The 14919-nt window shown below is 65.4% G+C and carries 16 protein-coding genes; 15 read left to right on the forward strand and 1 reads right to left on the reverse strand.

Going from position 1 to position 14919, the window contains the following annotated elements:
* Nucleotides 1-23 precede the first annotated feature (23 nt).
* The 10 genes from ldtR to ACLB6G_RS15460 all read left to right on the forward strand — a co-directional run bounded on the left by ldtR (nt 24) and on the right by ACLB6G_RS15460 (nt 10476).
* A complete protein-coding gene (gene ldtR, locus ACLB6G_RS15415; RefSeq protein ID WP_410357080.1) occupies nt 24-542 on the forward strand; it encodes a transcriptional regulator LdtR in 519 nt (172 codons plus the stop codon).
* Between the two features lie 290 nt (nt 543-832).
* The gene (locus tag ACLB6G_RS15420; RefSeq protein ID WP_410357081.1) at nt 833-2086 is read left to right on the forward strand and encodes a L,D-transpeptidase family protein; all 1254 of its coding nucleotides are present in this window, start codon (nt 833-835) and stop codon (nt 2084-2086) included.
* A gap of 206 nt (nt 2087-2292) precedes the next feature.
* Nucleotides 2293-3585, forward strand: a complete 1293-nt coding sequence (glyA, locus tag ACLB6G_RS15425) for a serine hydroxymethyltransferase (RefSeq protein ID WP_410357082.1) — start codon at nt 2293-2295, stop codon at nt 3583-3585.
* A gap of 104 nt (nt 3586-3689) precedes the next feature.
* A complete protein-coding gene (nrdR, locus tag ACLB6G_RS15430; RefSeq protein WP_410357083.1) occupies nt 3690-4172 on the forward strand; it encodes a transcriptional regulator NrdR in 483 nt (160 codons plus the stop codon).
* A gap of 5 nt (nt 4173-4177) precedes the next feature.
* Complete coding sequence (gene ribD / locus ACLB6G_RS15435; RefSeq protein WP_410357084.1) at nt 4178-5299, forward strand: bifunctional diaminohydroxyphosphoribosylaminopyrimidine deaminase/5-amino-6-(5-phosphoribosylamino)uracil reductase RibD; 1122 nt, start codon at nt 4178-4180, stop codon at nt 5297-5299.
* A complete protein-coding gene (locus tag ACLB6G_RS15440) occupies nt 5299-5916 on the forward strand; it encodes a riboflavin synthase (RefSeq protein WP_410357085.1) in 618 nt (205 codons plus the stop codon). The genes ribD and ACLB6G_RS15440 overlap by 1 nt, the downstream gene beginning before the upstream one ends.
* Before the next feature lie 52 nt (nt 5917-5968).
* Nucleotides 5969-6406, forward strand: a complete 438-nt coding sequence (gene ribH / locus ACLB6G_RS15445) for a 6,7-dimethyl-8-ribityllumazine synthase (RefSeq protein WP_410357086.1) — start codon at nt 5969-5971, stop codon at nt 6404-6406.
* Nucleotides 6407-6410: 4 nt separating this feature from the next.
* Nucleotides 6411-6908, forward strand: coding sequence for a transcription antitermination factor NusB (gene nusB / locus ACLB6G_RS15450; RefSeq protein WP_410357087.1), 498 nt, complete (start codon nt 6411-6413; stop codon nt 6906-6908).
* Nucleotides 6905-8122 carry an MFS transporter gene (locus ACLB6G_RS15455; protein ID WP_410357088.1) on the forward strand — a complete coding sequence of 406 codons (1218 nt, stop codon included), beginning with the start codon at nt 6905-6907 and terminating at the stop codon, nt 8120-8122. Before nusB ends, ACLB6G_RS15455 begins: the two co-directional genes overlap by 4 nt.
* Before the next feature lie 215 nt (nt 8123-8337).
* Nucleotides 8338-10476 (forward strand): sodium-translocating pyrophosphatase, encoded by a 2139-nt coding sequence (locus ACLB6G_RS15460; protein WP_410357089.1) that lies wholly within the window; start codon nt 8338-8340, stop codon nt 10474-10476.
* A gap of 116 nt (nt 10477-10592) precedes the next feature.
* Here ACLB6G_RS15460 and ACLB6G_RS15465 read toward each other — a convergent pair whose 3' ends face one another.
* On the reverse strand, nt 10593-11042 hold the full coding sequence (locus tag ACLB6G_RS15465) for an outer membrane protein assembly factor BamE (protein ID WP_410357167.1): 450 nt from the start codon (nt 11040-11042) through the stop codon (nt 10593-10595).
* A 197-nt stretch (nt 11043-11239) separates the two neighbouring features.
* On the opposite strand from ACLB6G_RS15465, the gene ACLB6G_RS15470 reads away from it, so the two are divergent.
* The 5 genes from ACLB6G_RS15470 (at nt 11240) to ACLB6G_RS15490 (ending at nt 14906) form a co-directional block, all read left to right on the forward strand.
* Nucleotides 11240-11788, forward strand: coding sequence for a ubiquinol-cytochrome C chaperone family protein (locus ACLB6G_RS15470; RefSeq protein WP_410357090.1), 549 nt, complete (start codon nt 11240-11242; stop codon nt 11786-11788).
* Entirely contained in the window at nt 11785-12336 is a 552-nt protein-coding gene (locus ACLB6G_RS15475) for a YceD family protein (RefSeq protein ID WP_410357091.1), read from the forward strand. Before ACLB6G_RS15470 ends, ACLB6G_RS15475 begins: the two co-directional genes overlap by 4 nt.
* A gap of 117 nt (nt 12337-12453) precedes the next feature.
* Entirely contained in the window at nt 12454-13500 is a 1047-nt protein-coding gene (gene plsX / locus ACLB6G_RS15480; protein WP_410357092.1) for a phosphate acyltransferase PlsX, read from the forward strand.
* Entirely contained in the window at nt 13497-14468 is a 972-nt protein-coding gene (locus ACLB6G_RS15485) for a beta-ketoacyl-ACP synthase III (protein ID WP_410357093.1), read from the forward strand. Before plsX ends, ACLB6G_RS15485 begins: the two co-directional genes overlap by 4 nt.
* 120 nt (nt 14469-14588) lie before the next feature.
* Nucleotides 14589-14906, forward strand: a complete 318-nt coding sequence (locus ACLB6G_RS15490) for an integration host factor subunit alpha (RefSeq protein WP_410357094.1) — start codon at nt 14589-14591, stop codon at nt 14904-14906.
* Nucleotides 14907-14919 lie beyond the last annotated feature (13 nt).

A 14919-nucleotide genomic window follows, 5' to 3' on the forward strand; every position in this document is an offset into this window, starting at 1 on the left:
CGTCAAACAGAAGGCAATGTACAATGATCAACGCACGTCGCGCTGTCACGCAGCAGCCAGAGGCCAATGACAAGAAGGAAAACCCGATCCATTCCCTCTACATGGAATCGGTGCATCTTCTGGAGCGTCTGCACCGCCGCCTCCTGGATGTGGTCAAGGACGAGTTCGAGCGCAACGGCCGCTCCGACATCAATGCCGTTCAGGCGCTGCTGCTCTTCAACATCGGCGACAGCGAACTGACCGCCGGCGAACTGCGCACGCGCGGTTACTATCTTGGCTCGAATGTCTCCTACAATCTCAAGAAGATGGTCGACATGGGCTTCCTGCACCATCAGCGCTCGCGGGTCGACCGGCGCTCGGTCCGGGTGAGCCTGACGCCCAAGGGCAAGGACGTGGCGGCGATCGTCTCCGGCCTCTATCACCGTCACATCGGCTCCATCGAGCAGGTTGGCGGCATCGGTCCGGACGAGTTCCGCCAGATGAACCGGGCGCTGCAGCGTCTCGACCGCTTCTGGAACGACACCATCGCCTACCGCATGTGATCGTCCGGTACCCGCCGGATGCCTGATCGGACCCCGCGGCATGCCGCGGGGTCCGTCATGTGCGGGGTCCGGCGATGACATCCTCGTGAACGGATGCCCACAATCAGGCCATATTCGCGTGGCATCGCCTCTTTCCATTGGGTCAGGGGTGGCGGATCGTGTCCGGCGCGCAGCAACCGGCGGCAATGGTCTTGGCGCTTTGTTAACGTTGACGTGCAAAATCTCCCTTCCCATAATCCGGTGAAGCAGTGCCTGATCCGGTCATGAAGGTTCGATGAGGGAAGTAGACCATGGCAACCAGCCGCCGCCTGTTTCTTGCCGGTGCCGGTGCGACGGCGCTGTCCGCGATGAGCGCAGCCGCCCGCGCGGACGATATCATCCGGAATATCATTGAATCGCCGAGACGCGGCAACTGGGATACCGAATTCGATGCGCGCGCCACCCAGGCCGGACGCGTGGCGTCGAACCTTCCCATCTTCAACCCGGAAACCGTTGCTCATGTCGAGCGCGCCATCGTGCAATACCAGGACATCGTCGCGCGCGGCGGATGGCCGGTCGTGCCCGCCAGCCAGAAGCTCTCGCTTGGCATGGTCGACCCGGCGGTCGAGACGCTGCGCAAGCGGCTGATGATTTCAGGCGATCTTTCGACGCGCGCCGGCATGTCACCGGCCTTCGACACCTATGTCGATGCGGCCGTGAAGCGCTTCCAGGAACGTCACGGCCTGCCCTCCGACGGCGTGATGGGCCGCTACACCTTTGCCGCCATGAACGTCTCCGCGCCGGTCCGCCTTGGCCAGTTGCAGACCAACCTGGTGCGCCTGCGCTCCATGTCCGGTTACCTTGGCGACCGTTATGTGATGGTCAACATCCCCGCTGCCCAGATCGAGGCGGTGGAAAACGGCCGCGTTGTTTCCCGCCACACCGCCATCGTCGGCAAGGTGGACCGCCAGACGCCGATTCTCAATTCCAAGATCAACGAAGTCATCATCAATCCCTACTGGACAGCGCCGGAATCGATCATCCGCAAGGACATCATCCCGCTGATGCGCAAGGACCCGACCTACCTGTCGCGCAACAATATCCGCATCTTCGGCCCCGATGGCAGCGAGATCCCGCCGGAAATGGTCGACTGGACGACGGACGAGGCGGCCAAGTACCGGCTGCGCCAGGATCCGGGCAAGATCAACGCCATGGCGTCGGTCAAGATCAACTTCCCCAATCCGCACGCCACCTACATGCACGACACCCCGCAGCAGAGCCTCTTCGGCCAGCTTGCGCGGTTCGAAAGTTCGGGTTGCGTGCGCGTCCAGAACGTGCGCGACCTCGTCAGCTGGCTGCTGCGCGGCACCGATGGCTGGAACCGCCAGCGCTTCGAGGCGACCATCAAGTCCGGCGAGAGCACGCCCGTTCAACTGGCCGAGCCCGTGCCGGTCTATTTCACCTACGTCTCGGCATGGTCGACCGGTGACGGCGTGGCGCATTTCCGCGACGACATCTATGGCCGCGACGGGGTCGACGAGTTGCAGCTGTCATCCACGCTCTGAAACGCTGGCGGCTCCATGTCGCAACGAAACGTCTGGACGCCGCTCCGCCATGCGGGGCGGCGTTTTCGCTGGCGCTACGGTCTTTCGCGGGCGACGGGGAAAACCGCGTCCACTTTGCCCGCCTGCCAAGTGGCAGGCGCCGAAAAACTGTGTTAAGGCGCGCTCTCGTTTCCGCAGAGACCGCTGACAGGAAGGGACCACACAGCATGTCCGATACGCGCGCTTTCTTTTCCGCACCGCTGGAAGAGATCGATCCGGAAATCTTTGGCGCCATCCGCGACGAGCTTGGCCGCCAGCGCCACGAGATCGAACTGATCGCCTCCGAGAACATCGTCAGCCGGGCGGTGCTGGAGGCCCAGGGCTCGATCATGACGAACAAGTATGCCGAAGGCTATCCGGGCAAGCGCTACTATGGCGGATGCCAGTTCGTCGACGTGGCCGAGACGCTCGCCATCGAGCGCGCCAAGACGCTGTTCGGCGCCGCTTTCGCCAATGTCCAGCCCAATTCCGGCTCGCAGATGAACCAGGCGGTGTTCCTGGCCCTGCTGCAGCCGGGCGACACCTTCATGGGTCTCGACCTGAACTCCGGCGGCCACCTGACCCACGGTTCCCCGGTCAACATGTCCGGCAAGTGGTTCAACGTCGTCTCCTACGGCGTGCGCCAGGACGATCACCGCCTCGACATGGATGACATTGCCGCCAAGGCCGAGGAATTCAGGCCCAAGCTCATCATCGCGGGCGGCACCGCCTATTCGCGCATCTGGGACTGGAAGCGCTTCCGCGAGATCGCCGATTCCGTGGGCGCCTACCTCATGGTGGACATGGCCCACATCGCCGGCCTGGTGGCGGGCGGCGTCCATCCCTCGCCGGTTCCCCATGCCCATGTGGTCACCTCCACGACGCACAAGTCGTTGCGCGGACCGCGCGGCGGCCTCATCCTCACCAATGACGAGGCGATCGCCAAGAAGATCAACTCGGCTGTCTTTCCCGGCCTCCAGGGCGGTCCGCTGATGCATGTCATCGCCGCCAAGGCGGTGGCCTTCAAGGAGGCGCTGGAGCCGTCCTTCAAGGATTATGCTGCCGATGTCGTCGCCAATTCCAGGGCACTGGCCGCGTCCCTCAAGGACAACGGCCTCGACATCGTCTCCGGCGGCACCGACAACCACTCCATGCTGGTCGACCTGCGTCCCAAGAACGCCACCGGCAAGCGCGCCGAGGCAGCGCTCGGCCGCGCCAACATCACCTGCAACAAGAACGGCATTCCCTTCGACCCGGAAAAGCCCTTCGTCACCTCCGGCATCCGGCTGGGTTCGCCGGCAGGCACGACGCGCGGTTTCGGCGAGGCCGAGTTCACCGAGATCGGCAACCTGATCTCGGAAGTTCTCGACGGCCTCAAGGCAGCCAATTCCGACGAGGGCAATGCAGCCATCGAGGCCGCGGTGCGCGACAAGGTCGTCGCGCTGACCGGCCGCTTCCCCATGTATCCCTACATGGGCTGACATCACGCGAACGGGGAATGGCGGACAGGGGCAGCTTGACGGCCGCCGCCGCCGTCCGGACTTCCCCGTTTGCCACTCACTACTCGCTACCCGCCCGGTGAACCATGCGCTGCCCCTATTGCCAGTCCGAAGACACGCAGGTGAAGGATTCCCGTCCCGCCGAGGACGGCGTGGCGATCCGCCGCCGTCGTGTCTGTCCGGATTGCGGCGGCCGCTTCACCACTTTCGAGCGGGTGCAGTTGCGCGATCTGACGGTGCTCAAGCGCTCCGGCCGCAAGGTGCCCTTCGATCGCGACAAGCTGATGCGTTCCTTCGACATCGCCCTTCGAAAGCGCAATGTCGATCCCGAGCGGGTGGAGCGCGCGGTCTCCGGCATCGTGCGCCAGCTTGAAAGCTCCGGCGAGAGCGAGATCAAGGCCGACGAGATCGGCCAGCTGGTCATGGAGGCGCTCAAGGCGCTCGATGACGTGGCCTATGTGCGATACGCCTCTGTCTATCGCAATTTCCGTGAGGCCCGCGATTTCCAGGAACTTCTGGGCGAACTGGGCGGCGAGGATGCCGCGGCTACGCGGGAAACCGGGAGATAGCGCCGATGGCGGGCACGTTCGCACCGGGCGAGGCCGGTGACCGGCGCTTCATGGCCGCAGCCATCCGCCTGTCGCGAAGCCATCTCGGCCTGACCGGCACCAATCCCTCCGTCGGCACGCTGATCGTGCGCGACGACGGCGCGGGACCCGTCATCGCCGGGTCGGGTGTCACAGCGATCGGCGGCCGGCCCCATGCCGAGCCGCAGGCCCTGGAAGAGGCCGCAGGCCGCGCGCGCGGCGCCACCGCCTATGTCACGCTGGAACCCTGCGCCCATCACGGGCGCACGCCGCCCTGCGCCAACGCCCTTGTCGATGCCGGCATCGCCCGCGTGGTGATCGCCGCCAGCGACCCCGACCCGCGCGTTTCCGGCAAGGGCTCGGCCATCCTGCGTGCCGCCGGCCTGGATGTGACGGAAGGCGTGCTGGCGCGCGAGGCGGCGGACCTGATGGCAGGCTACCTGACGCGTTCCTCCGCCATGCGGCCGGAAGTCACGCTGAAGATGGCCGTCTCCGCCGACGGCATGATCGGCCTGGAGGGCAGGGGACAGGTCGCGATCACGGGAGAGATTTCCCGTGCCCAGGTCCATGTCATGCGCGCCGAGGCCGACGCCATCCTCGTCGGCGCCGGCACCGTGGCCGCCGACGACCCGGAACTGACCTGCCGTCTGCCGGGCATGGAAGACCGTTCGCCCATCCGCATCGTGCTCGACAAGGGGCTGCGCACACCGGTTTCGTCGCGCATCGTCCAGTCGGCACGCACCGTTCCGGTCTGGATCGCGGCCGCAGCCGATGCCGGTCCGGACCGCCGTCAGGCGCTTGCCGATTGCGGCGTGGACTTCCTCGCCGTCGATCTGCTGGACGGCCGCATCTGCCTGCCCGAACTGCTGGAGGATCTGGCCGCGCGCGGCATCTCGACGCTGTTCGTCGAGGGCGGAGCCACGACCGCGCGCCGCTTCCTCGACGAAAACCTCGTCGACCGGATCTGCCTCTTCGAAAGCCGGATGCGGATCGGCAAATCCGGCGTGCCGGCGCCGCTGGTCCCGGCGGCAGTGCCGCCGGATTTCGCCTTGCAACGCCAGGCCACGTTCGGCCATGACACCTTTCGGGAATGGACGAGGACACACTGATGTTTACCGGGATTGTCACCGATGTCGCGAGGGTGGAGCGGATGGAGCCGCGCGCCGGGGGCGTGCGTATCCGCATGGCGACCGCCTACGATCCGGCCACCATCGCCATCGGCGCGTCCATCGCCCATGCCGGCGTCTGTCTGACCGTCGTGGCCCTGCCGCAGGCCGGTGACGACAAGCGCTGGTACGAGGTCGAGGCCTGGGAGGAGGCCCTGCGCCTGACCACCATCGGCGGCTGGAAGCCGGGCACGCGGGTCAACCTGGAGCGCGCGCTCAAGGTGGGCGACGAACTGGGCGGGCACATCGTTTCCGGCCATGTCGACGGCAAGGCCATGATCCTCGCGCGTCAGGCGGAAGGCGATGCGGTGCGCTTCACGCTGGAGGCGCCGCGCGAATTTGCCCGGTTCATCGCGCCCAAGGGATCGGTTGCGCTGGACGGCACCTCGCTGACGGTGAACGGCGTCGACGGCAACCGCTTCGACGTGCTGCTGATCGACCACACGCTGGGCGTGACCACATGGGGCGAGCGACAGCCCGGCGACGCGGTCAATCTCGAGGTCGACACCATGGCCCGCTACGCGGCGCGGCTTGCGGACGCGGACAAAGCGTCCTATTGACGCCTCGCGCTTGCGCGCCTGAAATTCTCGCATTCTTCGGAGCACCCGTCCCATGGCGAAAGCCCCCCATCTCCTCGTTGTCGAGGCCCGTTTCTACGACGACCTGTCCGACGCCTTGCTGGAAGGCGCCACCGCCGCGCTGCAAGAGGCCGGCGCTTCCTGGGATGTCGTGACGGTCATGGGCGCGCTGGAAGTGCCGGGCGCCATAGCGCTGGCCGCCAAGGGCAAGAAGACTTATGACGGTTATGTGGCGCTCGGCGTCGTCATCCGCGGCGAGACCTATCATTTCGACATTGTCGCCAACGAGTCCTGCCGCGCCATCATGGACCTGACCGTGGACAAGCGCCTGGCCATCGGCAACGGCATCCTGACCACCGAGAACGGTGACCAGGCCTGGGTCCGCGCCCGCAGGTCCGATCTCGACAAGGGCGGATTCGCCGCGCGCGCCGCGCTCGCCATGATCGACCTGAAAAAGACGTTTGGAGCCTGATCCCGTGACTGACGAGAACGGCAAGCCGGTGCGTGAGACAAAGCCAGCCAACAAGCGCGGCGCAGCCCGCCTCGCGGCGGTGCAGGCGCTCTACCAGATGGACGTGACCGGGGCCGGCCTGCTGGAGATCGCCTCTGAATACGAGACCTTCCGCCTCGGCAAGGAAGTCGACGGGGACCTCTACCGCGACGCCGATCCGCAATGGTTCCGCATGGTCATTGCCGGCGTGGTCGACAACCAGCGCCAGATCGACCCCGTCATTCATCAGAGCCTGCCGGAAAGCTGGCCGCTCTCGCGGGTCGATTCCACCCTTCGCGCCATCCTTCGCGCTGGCGTCTACGAACTGATGAAAAAGCAGGACATACCGGTCGCCGTCATCGTCACCGAATATGTCGATATCGCCAGGGCCTTCTACGACGCGGAGGAGCCCGGCCTCGTCAATGCGGTACTCGACCGGGTCGCCGGGCGGGTGAGACCTGACACGAAAGGACGGACGCGATGACAACGGCACTCGAGCGGGAAGCCCGGCGCACCGCGCTGATCCTGGCCGCGGCCCAGTCCGTCGTGGGGGCGGCCGCGCCGGTCGCCATTTCCATGGGCGCGCTGACCGGTGTCTACCTGCTCGGTCCCGACAAGTCGCTCGCCACCGCGCCGGTGACGGGCTACAACCTCGGCGTGGCGCTGGGTGCCCTGCCTGCGGCCGCCCTGATGCGCGCGGTCGGACGGCGCTACGGCTTCATGTCGGGTGCCGGCATCACGGCGCTGGGCGGCGCGCTGGCCGCGCTCGCCATCTTCCAGGGCTCCTTCTGGGCCTTTGCTGCCTGCCTGCTCCTCGTCGGCCTCGGCGGTTCCTTCGTCCAGCAATACCGTTTCGCCGCTGCCGACAACGCGCCCCACGCGTTCAAGCCGCGAGCCATTTCCTGGGTGCTCGGCGGTGGGGTGTTTGCCGCCATCATCGGCCCGCAGATGGTCATCTTTTCCCGCGATGCCTTCGCGCCCGTCAGCTTCGCCGGCGCCTATGCCGGAATCATAGCGCTCGGCCTCGTCGGCGTCGTCATCCTCTCCTTCCTGCGCCTTCCGCGCGACCAGGTGACGGACCCGGCGGTGCTGGACGACGCGCCGGCCCGCCCGCTTCCGGTCATCATGCGCCAGCCGCGTTTCGTCGTGGCGCTGATCTGCGCCATCGGCTCCTATGCGCTGATGAGCTTCGTCATGACCGGCGCGCCGCTGGCCATGGTCGGTTGCGGTTTCACGCCGGACGAGGCAACGCTTGGCATTTCCTGGCATGTCATGGCGATGTTTGCTCCCTCCTTCTTCACCGGCCGGCTGATCGCCCGTTTCGGCAAGGAGACCATCGTCGCCACCGGTCTGGCGCTGCTGATCGGCTGCGCCATCGTCGCCCTGTCCGGCATCGCCCTCTGGCAGTTCTGGCTGGCCCTGATCCTGCTTGGCGTCGGCTGGAACTTCGGTTTCATCGGCGCCACGGCCATGGTCGCCGAAACCTACACGGCCGCGGAGAAGAACAAGGTCCAGGGCGCGCATGATTTCGCGCTGTTCGGCACTGTCGCCTTCGCCTCGCTGATGTCGGGCCAGGTCTACAATGCCGGCGGCTGGGACATGCTCAACTGGATCATCTTCCCCGTCGCGCTGCTGTGCATCGGCGCGCTTGCGGCCTTGCTGATCCTGCGCGAGCGTGGCGGCGAAGCGGTCTCCTGACGCCTGTTTCACTTCGCCCATGCGAAAAAAGCGCGCGCTGCCACCTTTTCATGCCGAAAGCGGGGCATAGAGCCGCCCTGCGTTCTTGACGCGCCGGGGGGCGATAAGCATGATCCGCCCCGGTCCCGCAGGGGCAGGTTCCTCCTGCCCCGGGAATTTGTCACGGGCCGGCCTTGGGGGTATCGCAGGCCGGCCATGAGGAGGAAGTTTCTTCAATGACCATGCTTTACCTTGTCATCGCATGCGGACTCCTGTCCGTCGTATATGCGATCTGGGCAACCCAGTCGGTGATGGCTGCCGACCAGGGCAATGCCCGCATGCAGGAAATTGCTGGCTATGTGCGTGAGGGTGCGCAAGCCTACCTGACCCGCCAGTACACCACGATCGCCATGGTCGGCGCGGTGGTGTTTGTTCTCGCCTGGGTGCTCTTGTCCGGCACCGCCGCCATCGGCTTCCTGATCGGCGCCGTCCTGTCGGGCGCGGCCGGTTTCATCGGGATGCACGTTTCCGTGCGCGCCAATGTGCGCACCGCCCAGGCATCCGCCAATTCGCTGGCCGGCGGCCTCGACATCGCCTTCAAGTCGGGCGCCATCACGGGCATGCTGGTTGCCGGTCTCGCCCTGCTCGGCGTTGCCGTCTATTACTGGGTGCTGGTCGGTCCGATGGGCTATGCCCCCGGCGACCGCACGGTCATTGACGCGCTCGTCGCGCTCGGCTTCGGCGCTTCGCTCATCTCCATCTTCGCCCGTCTCGGCGGCGGCATCTTTACCAAGGGTGCCGACGTTGGCGGCGACCTCGTGGGCAAGGTCGAGGCCGGCATTCCGGAGGACGATCCGCGCAACCCGGCCACCATCGCCGACAATGTGGGCGACAATGTCGGCGACTGCGCCGGCATGGCCGCCGACCTGTTCGAGACCTATGCGGTGACGGTCGTCGCCACCATGGTGCTCGGCGCCATCTTCTTTGCCGGCAGCGAGATCCTCTCCTCGGTGATGATCTACCCGCTGCTCATCTGTGCAATGTCGATCATCACGTCCATCGTCGGCACCTTCTTCGTGAAGCTGGGCGCCAACGGCTCCATCATGGGCGCGCTCTACAAGGGCCTGATCGTGACCGGCCTTCTGTCGATCGTCGGTCTCGGCATCGCCAACCAGCTTTCCATCGGCTGGGGCGACCTGACGACCACCAACGGCACGGTACTGAACGGCACCAACCTGTTCATCTGCGGCATCGTCGGCCTCATCGTCACCGCGCTCATCGTGGTGATCACGGAATACTACACCGGCACCAACAAGCGCCCGGTCAATTCCATCGCCCAGGCCTCGGTCACCGGTCACGGCACCAACGTGATCCAGGGCCTTGCCGTGTCGCTGGAATCCACCGCCCTGCCGGCCATCGTCATCGTCGGCGGCATCATCGCCACCTTCCAGCTTGGCGGCCTGTTCGGCACCGGCATCGCGGTCACCGCCATGCTCGGCATTGCCGGCATGATCGTCGCGCTGGACGCTTTCGGTCCGGTCACCGACAACGCCGGCGGTATTGCCGAAATGTCCGACCTGCCGCCGGAGGTCCGCCAGACCACCGACGCGCTGGACGCCGTGGGCAACACCACCAAGGCGGTCACCAAGGGCTACGCCATCGGTTCGGCCGGTCTCGGTGCGCTCGTGCTGTTCGCGGCCTATTCCTACGATCTGCAGTTTTTCACCCAGAACGCGGAAAAGTATCCCTACTTTGCGGATATCGGCCAGGTCTCGTTCGAGCTGTCCAACCCCTATGTCGTCGCCGGCCTGATCTTCGGTGGCCTCATCCCCTACCTGTTCGGCGGCATCGCCATGACGGCCGTGGGCCGCGCCGGTGGCGCGGTGGTCGAGGAGGTTCGCAGGCAGTTCCGCGAGAAGCCCGGCATCATGGAAGGCAAGGAAAAGCCCGATTACGGCCGTGCCGTCGACATGCTCACCAAGGCAGCGATCAAGGAGATGATCATCCCCTCGATGCTGCCGGTGCTGGCGCCGCTGGTGGTCTATTTCGGCGTGCTGCTGATCTCCGGCTCCAAGGCATCCGCCTTCGCCGCGCTCGGCGCCTCGCTGCTCGGCGTGATCGTCAACGGCCTGTTCGTCGCCATCTCGATGACCTCGGGCGGCGGCGCCTGGGACAATGCCAAGAAGTCCTTCGAGGACGGCTTTGTCGACAAGGACGGCGTGAAGCACGTCAAGGGTTCGGAAGCCCACAAGGCCTCCGTCACCGGCGACACGGTGGGCGATCCCTACAAGGATACCGCCGGACCGGCCGTCAACCCGGCCATCAAGATCACCAACATCATGGCCCTGCTTCTGCTCGCCGTCCTGGCGCACTGATCGGGCCCATCCGGGAAAAGAAGAAACCCCGCGGAGCGATCCGCGGGGTTTTTGCATTCCGGGACCCTGGCAACGGCGGCGGCTTCCCGCCACGCCGCTGCCGGCGGTCCGCCGGGTCAGGTTCCGGGGAAGCGTCCCGGCCGCTTGCCAAGGCCGGTGAGCATCTGGCCGATGAACGAGGTTTCGCGGCTTGCGACCGGTGTTGTCCGCGACATGAAGTCGAACACCTTTCCGTCCTGCAGGCCGTAATTGGCGATGTTGGAGACGCGGCCGTCCTCGCCGAAGAAGATCGTCAGGATCCGCTGGTCCACCAGGCGCGCGTTCATGAAGGCGACGGGGCGCTGGCGTTTCTGGGAAATGTAGTAGAAGACCTCGTTCTCGAAGGTCGAGGTGGTCGATGGCGTGCCGAGCGCGAGCAGCACCTGTTCGCGCGAAGAGCCGACCGGCACCAGTTCGAGCGCCTGCTCATCCATCACGTAGCCCTGTGTCAGGGTTTCCGAGGGCGAAAGCGTTGCCGAGGCGTTGCAGCCGCCCAGCACGGCCAGCGTCGTCAATCCGGCCGCCATCGCGGCCGCGCGGGTGAAATGAAGGGTCTTGAATTCACAGGAACGCAACGCAATCTCCTTCGTTGGGGCCGCGGGATTGAAACTGCGGCTCGGGGCGTCTCTCTTGCTTGCGCCCGTGCCGAAACTCGGTAAACCAGCTTGAGCGCCGATGCAACCGCGCCCATCGGACCGCTGCGCGTCAACCAGGAGAGCAACCCATGTTCGCAAGGCTGTTCAGCCGCAAGGCCAAGGCCAACCACGAACTCACCGATGGCCTTTACGGGCAAATCGTGGCAGCCGCGCGGCAGCCGCGCTTCTATGCGCAATGGGATGTGCCGGATACGCCACTCGGCCGGTTCGAGATGATCGGCCTGCACATGTTCCTTTTCCTGCGTCGCGCCCGCGGCGAGCGGCTTGAGTCGCTGGCGCAGGATGTGACCGATGTCTTTTTCAGGGAGGTCGACCATTCGCTGCGCGAACTGGGCATCGGCGACACGTCCGTACCGAAACGCATGAAGAAGCTGGCACGCATGTATTTCGGGCGCCTCGATGCCTACGAGAAGGCGCTCGGCGAGGGCGATGCCGAGGGACTGGCCGTAGCGCTCCGCCGCAACATCCGCCCCGATGACACGTCATGGCCGCAGGCAAGCAGCCTTGCAGCCTATGTGCTGGCGGCCGATGAGGCGCTTGCCGGTCAGGGCGACGATGCCATCCTCGCCGGCCGGATAACCTTTCCCGACGTGGAAACGATGGAGGCAAGATCATGAACCAAGGTGAAGGAAGCCCCGTTTCCTGGCCCGTCCATGTTGCCCGGTTGCCGGAGAAGGGCTTGCCGGTCTCGTTTTCCGCAGATCGGGAAAGCAGGGAGGCCCTGGCGGCGCAGCACGGCCTTGAGGATGTGCTCGAATTCTCCGTCGATCTTCTCGTGACCCGCTGGAAGAAGGATGGCGTGAAGGTTTCCGGCAAGGTGAACGCACGGATCGTGCAGCAATGCGTCGTCACGCTGGAGCCGCTGGAGAGCCGGATCGAGGAGGAGATCGAGGCGCTGTTCGTGCCCGAAGGCTCCCGCCTTGCCCGCCCTCACGATCCTTCCGGCGAGATCCTCGTCGATGCCGAGGGCGAGGATGCGCCCGAACCGTTTCATGGCGACACGGTGGATGTCGGCGCCGTCGCCGAGGAGTATTTCGAACTGGCCATCGATCCCTATCCGCGAAAGCCCGGCGCGAAAATTCCGGCCGGACTGGAGCCGCAGCCGGAAGACAAGCCCAATCCCTTTGCGAAACTCGCGGCGCTGAAGGGCGGCAGCAAGGATTGAACGCCGCGACGGCGCAAAAACGAGCCCTGCCCATTGTGCGGGCGAGCAAAACCGCTATTTTCGCCGCACTTGCAAGACCGGTCCGCGAGGCCGGATCATGACGGGGAAGACGAACGCGTGATTCGCATTTCAATTGATGCCATGGGCGGGGATTTCGGTCCGTCCGTCGTTTTGCCCGGGCTTGAGCACGTGCTGGAACGGCGCGCCGACGTGACCTTTCTGCTCTATGGCCGGGAGGAGGCGATCCGCCCGGTTCTCGACGGATTGCCGCGCCTGAAGGCAAATGCCGAGGTCTTTCATTGCGAAGTGTCCGTCGCGATGGATGACAAGCCGAGCCAGGCCCTGCGCAACGGCCGCTGGAAGTCGTCCATGTGGCGGGCCATCGAGGCGGTCAAGAAGGGCGAGGCCGATGTCTGCGTTTCCGCCGGCAATACCGGCGCGCTGATGGCCATGTCCAAGTTCTGCCTGCGCACCATGGCCAATATCGAGCGGCCGGCCATCGCCGCGATCTGGCCGACCGTCCGCTCCGAAAGCGTGGTGCTCGATGTGGGCGCCACCATCGGCGCCGATGCCCAGCAACTCACCGATTTCGCCATTCTCGGCGCTGCCATGGCGCGCGCCCTGTTCGGTGTCGAGCGTCCGAGCGTCGGCCTGCTCAATGTCGGCGTTGAGGAGATCAAGGGCCAGGAGGAGGTCCGCGAGGCCGGACGGATGCTGCGCGACGCCGCCCTGCCGTCGATGACCTATCACGGCTTCGTGGAAGGCGACGATATCGGCAAGGGCACCACCGACGTGGTGGTGACCGAGGGTTTCTCCGGCAATATCGCGCTGAAGACGGCCGAAGGCACGGCAAAGCAGATCGGGGGGTACCTGCGTGCCGCCATGCAGCGCACCTTCATGGCCCGGCTTGGCTATGTCCTGGCGCGCGGCGCCTTCGCCTATCTTCGCGAGAAGATGGATGTGCGCAAGGCCAATGGCGGCGTCTTTCTGGGTCTCAACGGAATTGTCGTGAAAAGCCATGGGGGAACGGATGCTGAGGGCTTTGCCGCTGCCGTCGAACTTGGCTATGACATGGTCCGCAACCGGCTGCTCGAACAGATCGGACGCGACCTTGAGCATTTTCACGCCGGCCGGCCGGCCGCCGCGTCGGGGGAGAATACATGATTCGTTCGGTCATCCTGGGAGCAGGCTCGGCCTTGCCGCGCCGTGTCATGGCCAATACCGATTTCGAGAACATCGTCGAGACGACTGATGAGTGGATCGTGCAGCGCACCGGCATCCGCCAGCGCCACATCGCGTCCGAGGACGAGACCACGGCCTCGCTCGGCGAGGCGGCGGCCCGCGCCGCGCTGAAGGCGGCAGGGTTGCAGCCCGATGACATCGACCTCATCGTGCTGGCGTCCTCGACCCCGAACCACACCTTTCCGGCCACCGCGGTCGAGATCCAGGACCGGCTCGGGATCCGCCATGGCTATGCCTTCGACATGCAGGCGGTCTGCTCCGGCTTCGTCTACGCTATCAACACGGCCGACCTGCACCTGCGCGGCGGCATGGCGAAGCGTGCGCTCGTCATCGGCTCCGAGACCTTCTCGCGCATCCTCGACTGGAACGACCGCTCCACCTGCGTGCTGTTCGGCGACGGCGCCGGCGCGGTGGTCCTTGAGGCACAGGAAGGCGCGGGCACCATCGCCGACAGGGGCATCCTCGCCGCTTCGCTGCGCTCCGACGGCTGCCACAAGGACAAGCTCTATGTCGACGGCGGCGTATCGACCACCGGCACGGTCGGCCACCTGCGCATGCAGGGCCGCGAGGTCTTCAAGCACGCGGTCGGCATGATCACCGATGTCATCGAGGATGTCTTCAACCAGGCCGGCATCACCGCTGCCGACATCGACTGGTTCGTGCCGCATCAGGCCAACAAGCGCATCATCGACGGATCCGCGAGAAAGCTCGGCATCCCTGAGGAAAAGACGGTCGTGACCGTGGATCACCACGGCAACACATCGGCCGCTTCCGTGCCCCTGGCGCTGACCGAGGCCATCCAGGATGGCCGCATCCGGAAGGGCGACCTCGTCCTGCTGGAGGCCATGGGTGGCGGCTTCACCTGGGGCGCCGTGCTGGTGCGCATGTAGCGAATTTGCTTTTGCCTGCCAGCATTTGCAGGCGACTCTGTTGGCTTTGCACCTTGACCTTGGCTCCAAGACGCGGGTAGGTTTCAGGCTGTCAGGGAGAGGACGGGCTGGAAGCGGCGCATGAGCGGGAAAACGATAACTCGCGCTGATCTGGCGGAGGCGGTCTACCGGAAGGTGGGATTGTCCCGCACTGAATCGGCCCAACTTGTTGAAATGGTTCTTGATGAGATCTGCGACGCCATCGTGCGTGGCGAGACCGTCAAGCTGTCGTCCTTCGCCACCTTTCAGGTCCGATCGAAGAACGAGCGCATCGGGCGCAACCCGAAGACCGGGGAGGAAGTCCCCATCCTTCCGCGCAAGGTCATGACCTTCAAGGCATCCAATGTGCTGAAGAGCAAGATCATCCAGGCCCACAAGCTGTCGCGCGGCAAGGGCTGATTGTCCTGCCATG

The sequence above is a fragment of the Zhengella sedimenti genome (genome assembly GCF_046506625.1).
In the GTDB taxonomy this organism is placed as follows: Bacteria; Pseudomonadota; Alphaproteobacteria; order Rhizobiales; family Rhizobiaceae; genus Zhengella; species Zhengella sedimenti.

Excerpts from the sequence above, each read along its gene's own strand:
- ldtR (WP_410357080.1), top strand. The coding sequence starts at position 24 with ATGATCAACGCACGTCGCGCTGTCACGCAGCAGCCAGAGGCCAATGAC.
- ACLB6G_RS15420 (WP_410357081.1), top strand. The coding sequence starts at position 833 with ATGGCAACCAGCCGCCGCCTGTTTCTTGCCGGTGCCGGTGCGACGGCG.
- glyA (WP_410357082.1), top strand. The coding sequence starts at position 2,293 with ATGTCCGATACGCGCGCTTTCTTTTCCGCACCGCTGGAAGAGATCGAT.
- nrdR (WP_410357083.1), top strand. The coding sequence starts at position 3,690 with ATGCGCTGCCCCTATTGCCAGTCCGAAGACACGCAGGTGAAGGATTCC.
- ribD (WP_410357084.1), top strand. The coding sequence starts at position 4,178 with ATGGCGGGCACGTTCGCACCGGGCGAGGCCGGTGACCGGCGCTTCATG.
- ACLB6G_RS15440 (WP_410357085.1), top strand. The coding sequence starts at position 5,299 with ATGTTTACCGGGATTGTCACCGATGTCGCGAGGGTGGAGCGGATGGAG.
- ribH (WP_410357086.1), top strand. The coding sequence starts at position 5,969 with ATGGCGAAAGCCCCCCATCTCCTCGTTGTCGAGGCCCGTTTCTACGAC.
- ACLB6G_RS15455 (WP_410357088.1), top strand. The coding sequence starts at position 6,905 with ATGACAACGGCACTCGAGCGGGAAGCCCGGCGCACCGCGCTGATCCTG.
- ACLB6G_RS15460 (WP_410357089.1), top strand. The coding sequence starts at position 8,338 with ATGACCATGCTTTACCTTGTCATCGCATGCGGACTCCTGTCCGTCGTA.
- ACLB6G_RS15465 (WP_410357167.1), bottom strand. The coding sequence starts at position 11,042 with ATGGCGGCCGGATTGACGACGCTGGCCGTGCTGGGCGGCTGCAACGCC.
- ACLB6G_RS15470 (WP_410357090.1), top strand. The coding sequence starts at position 11,240 with ATGTTCGCAAGGCTGTTCAGCCGCAAGGCCAAGGCCAACCACGAACTC.
- ACLB6G_RS15475 (WP_410357091.1), top strand. The coding sequence starts at position 11,785 with ATGAACCAAGGTGAAGGAAGCCCCGTTTCCTGGCCCGTCCATGTTGCC.
- ACLB6G_RS15485 (WP_410357093.1), top strand. The coding sequence starts at position 13,497 with ATGATTCGTTCGGTCATCCTGGGAGCAGGCTCGGCCTTGCCGCGCCGT.
- ACLB6G_RS15490 (WP_410357094.1), top strand. The coding sequence starts at position 14,589 with ATGAGCGGGAAAACGATAACTCGCGCTGATCTGGCGGAGGCGGTCTAC.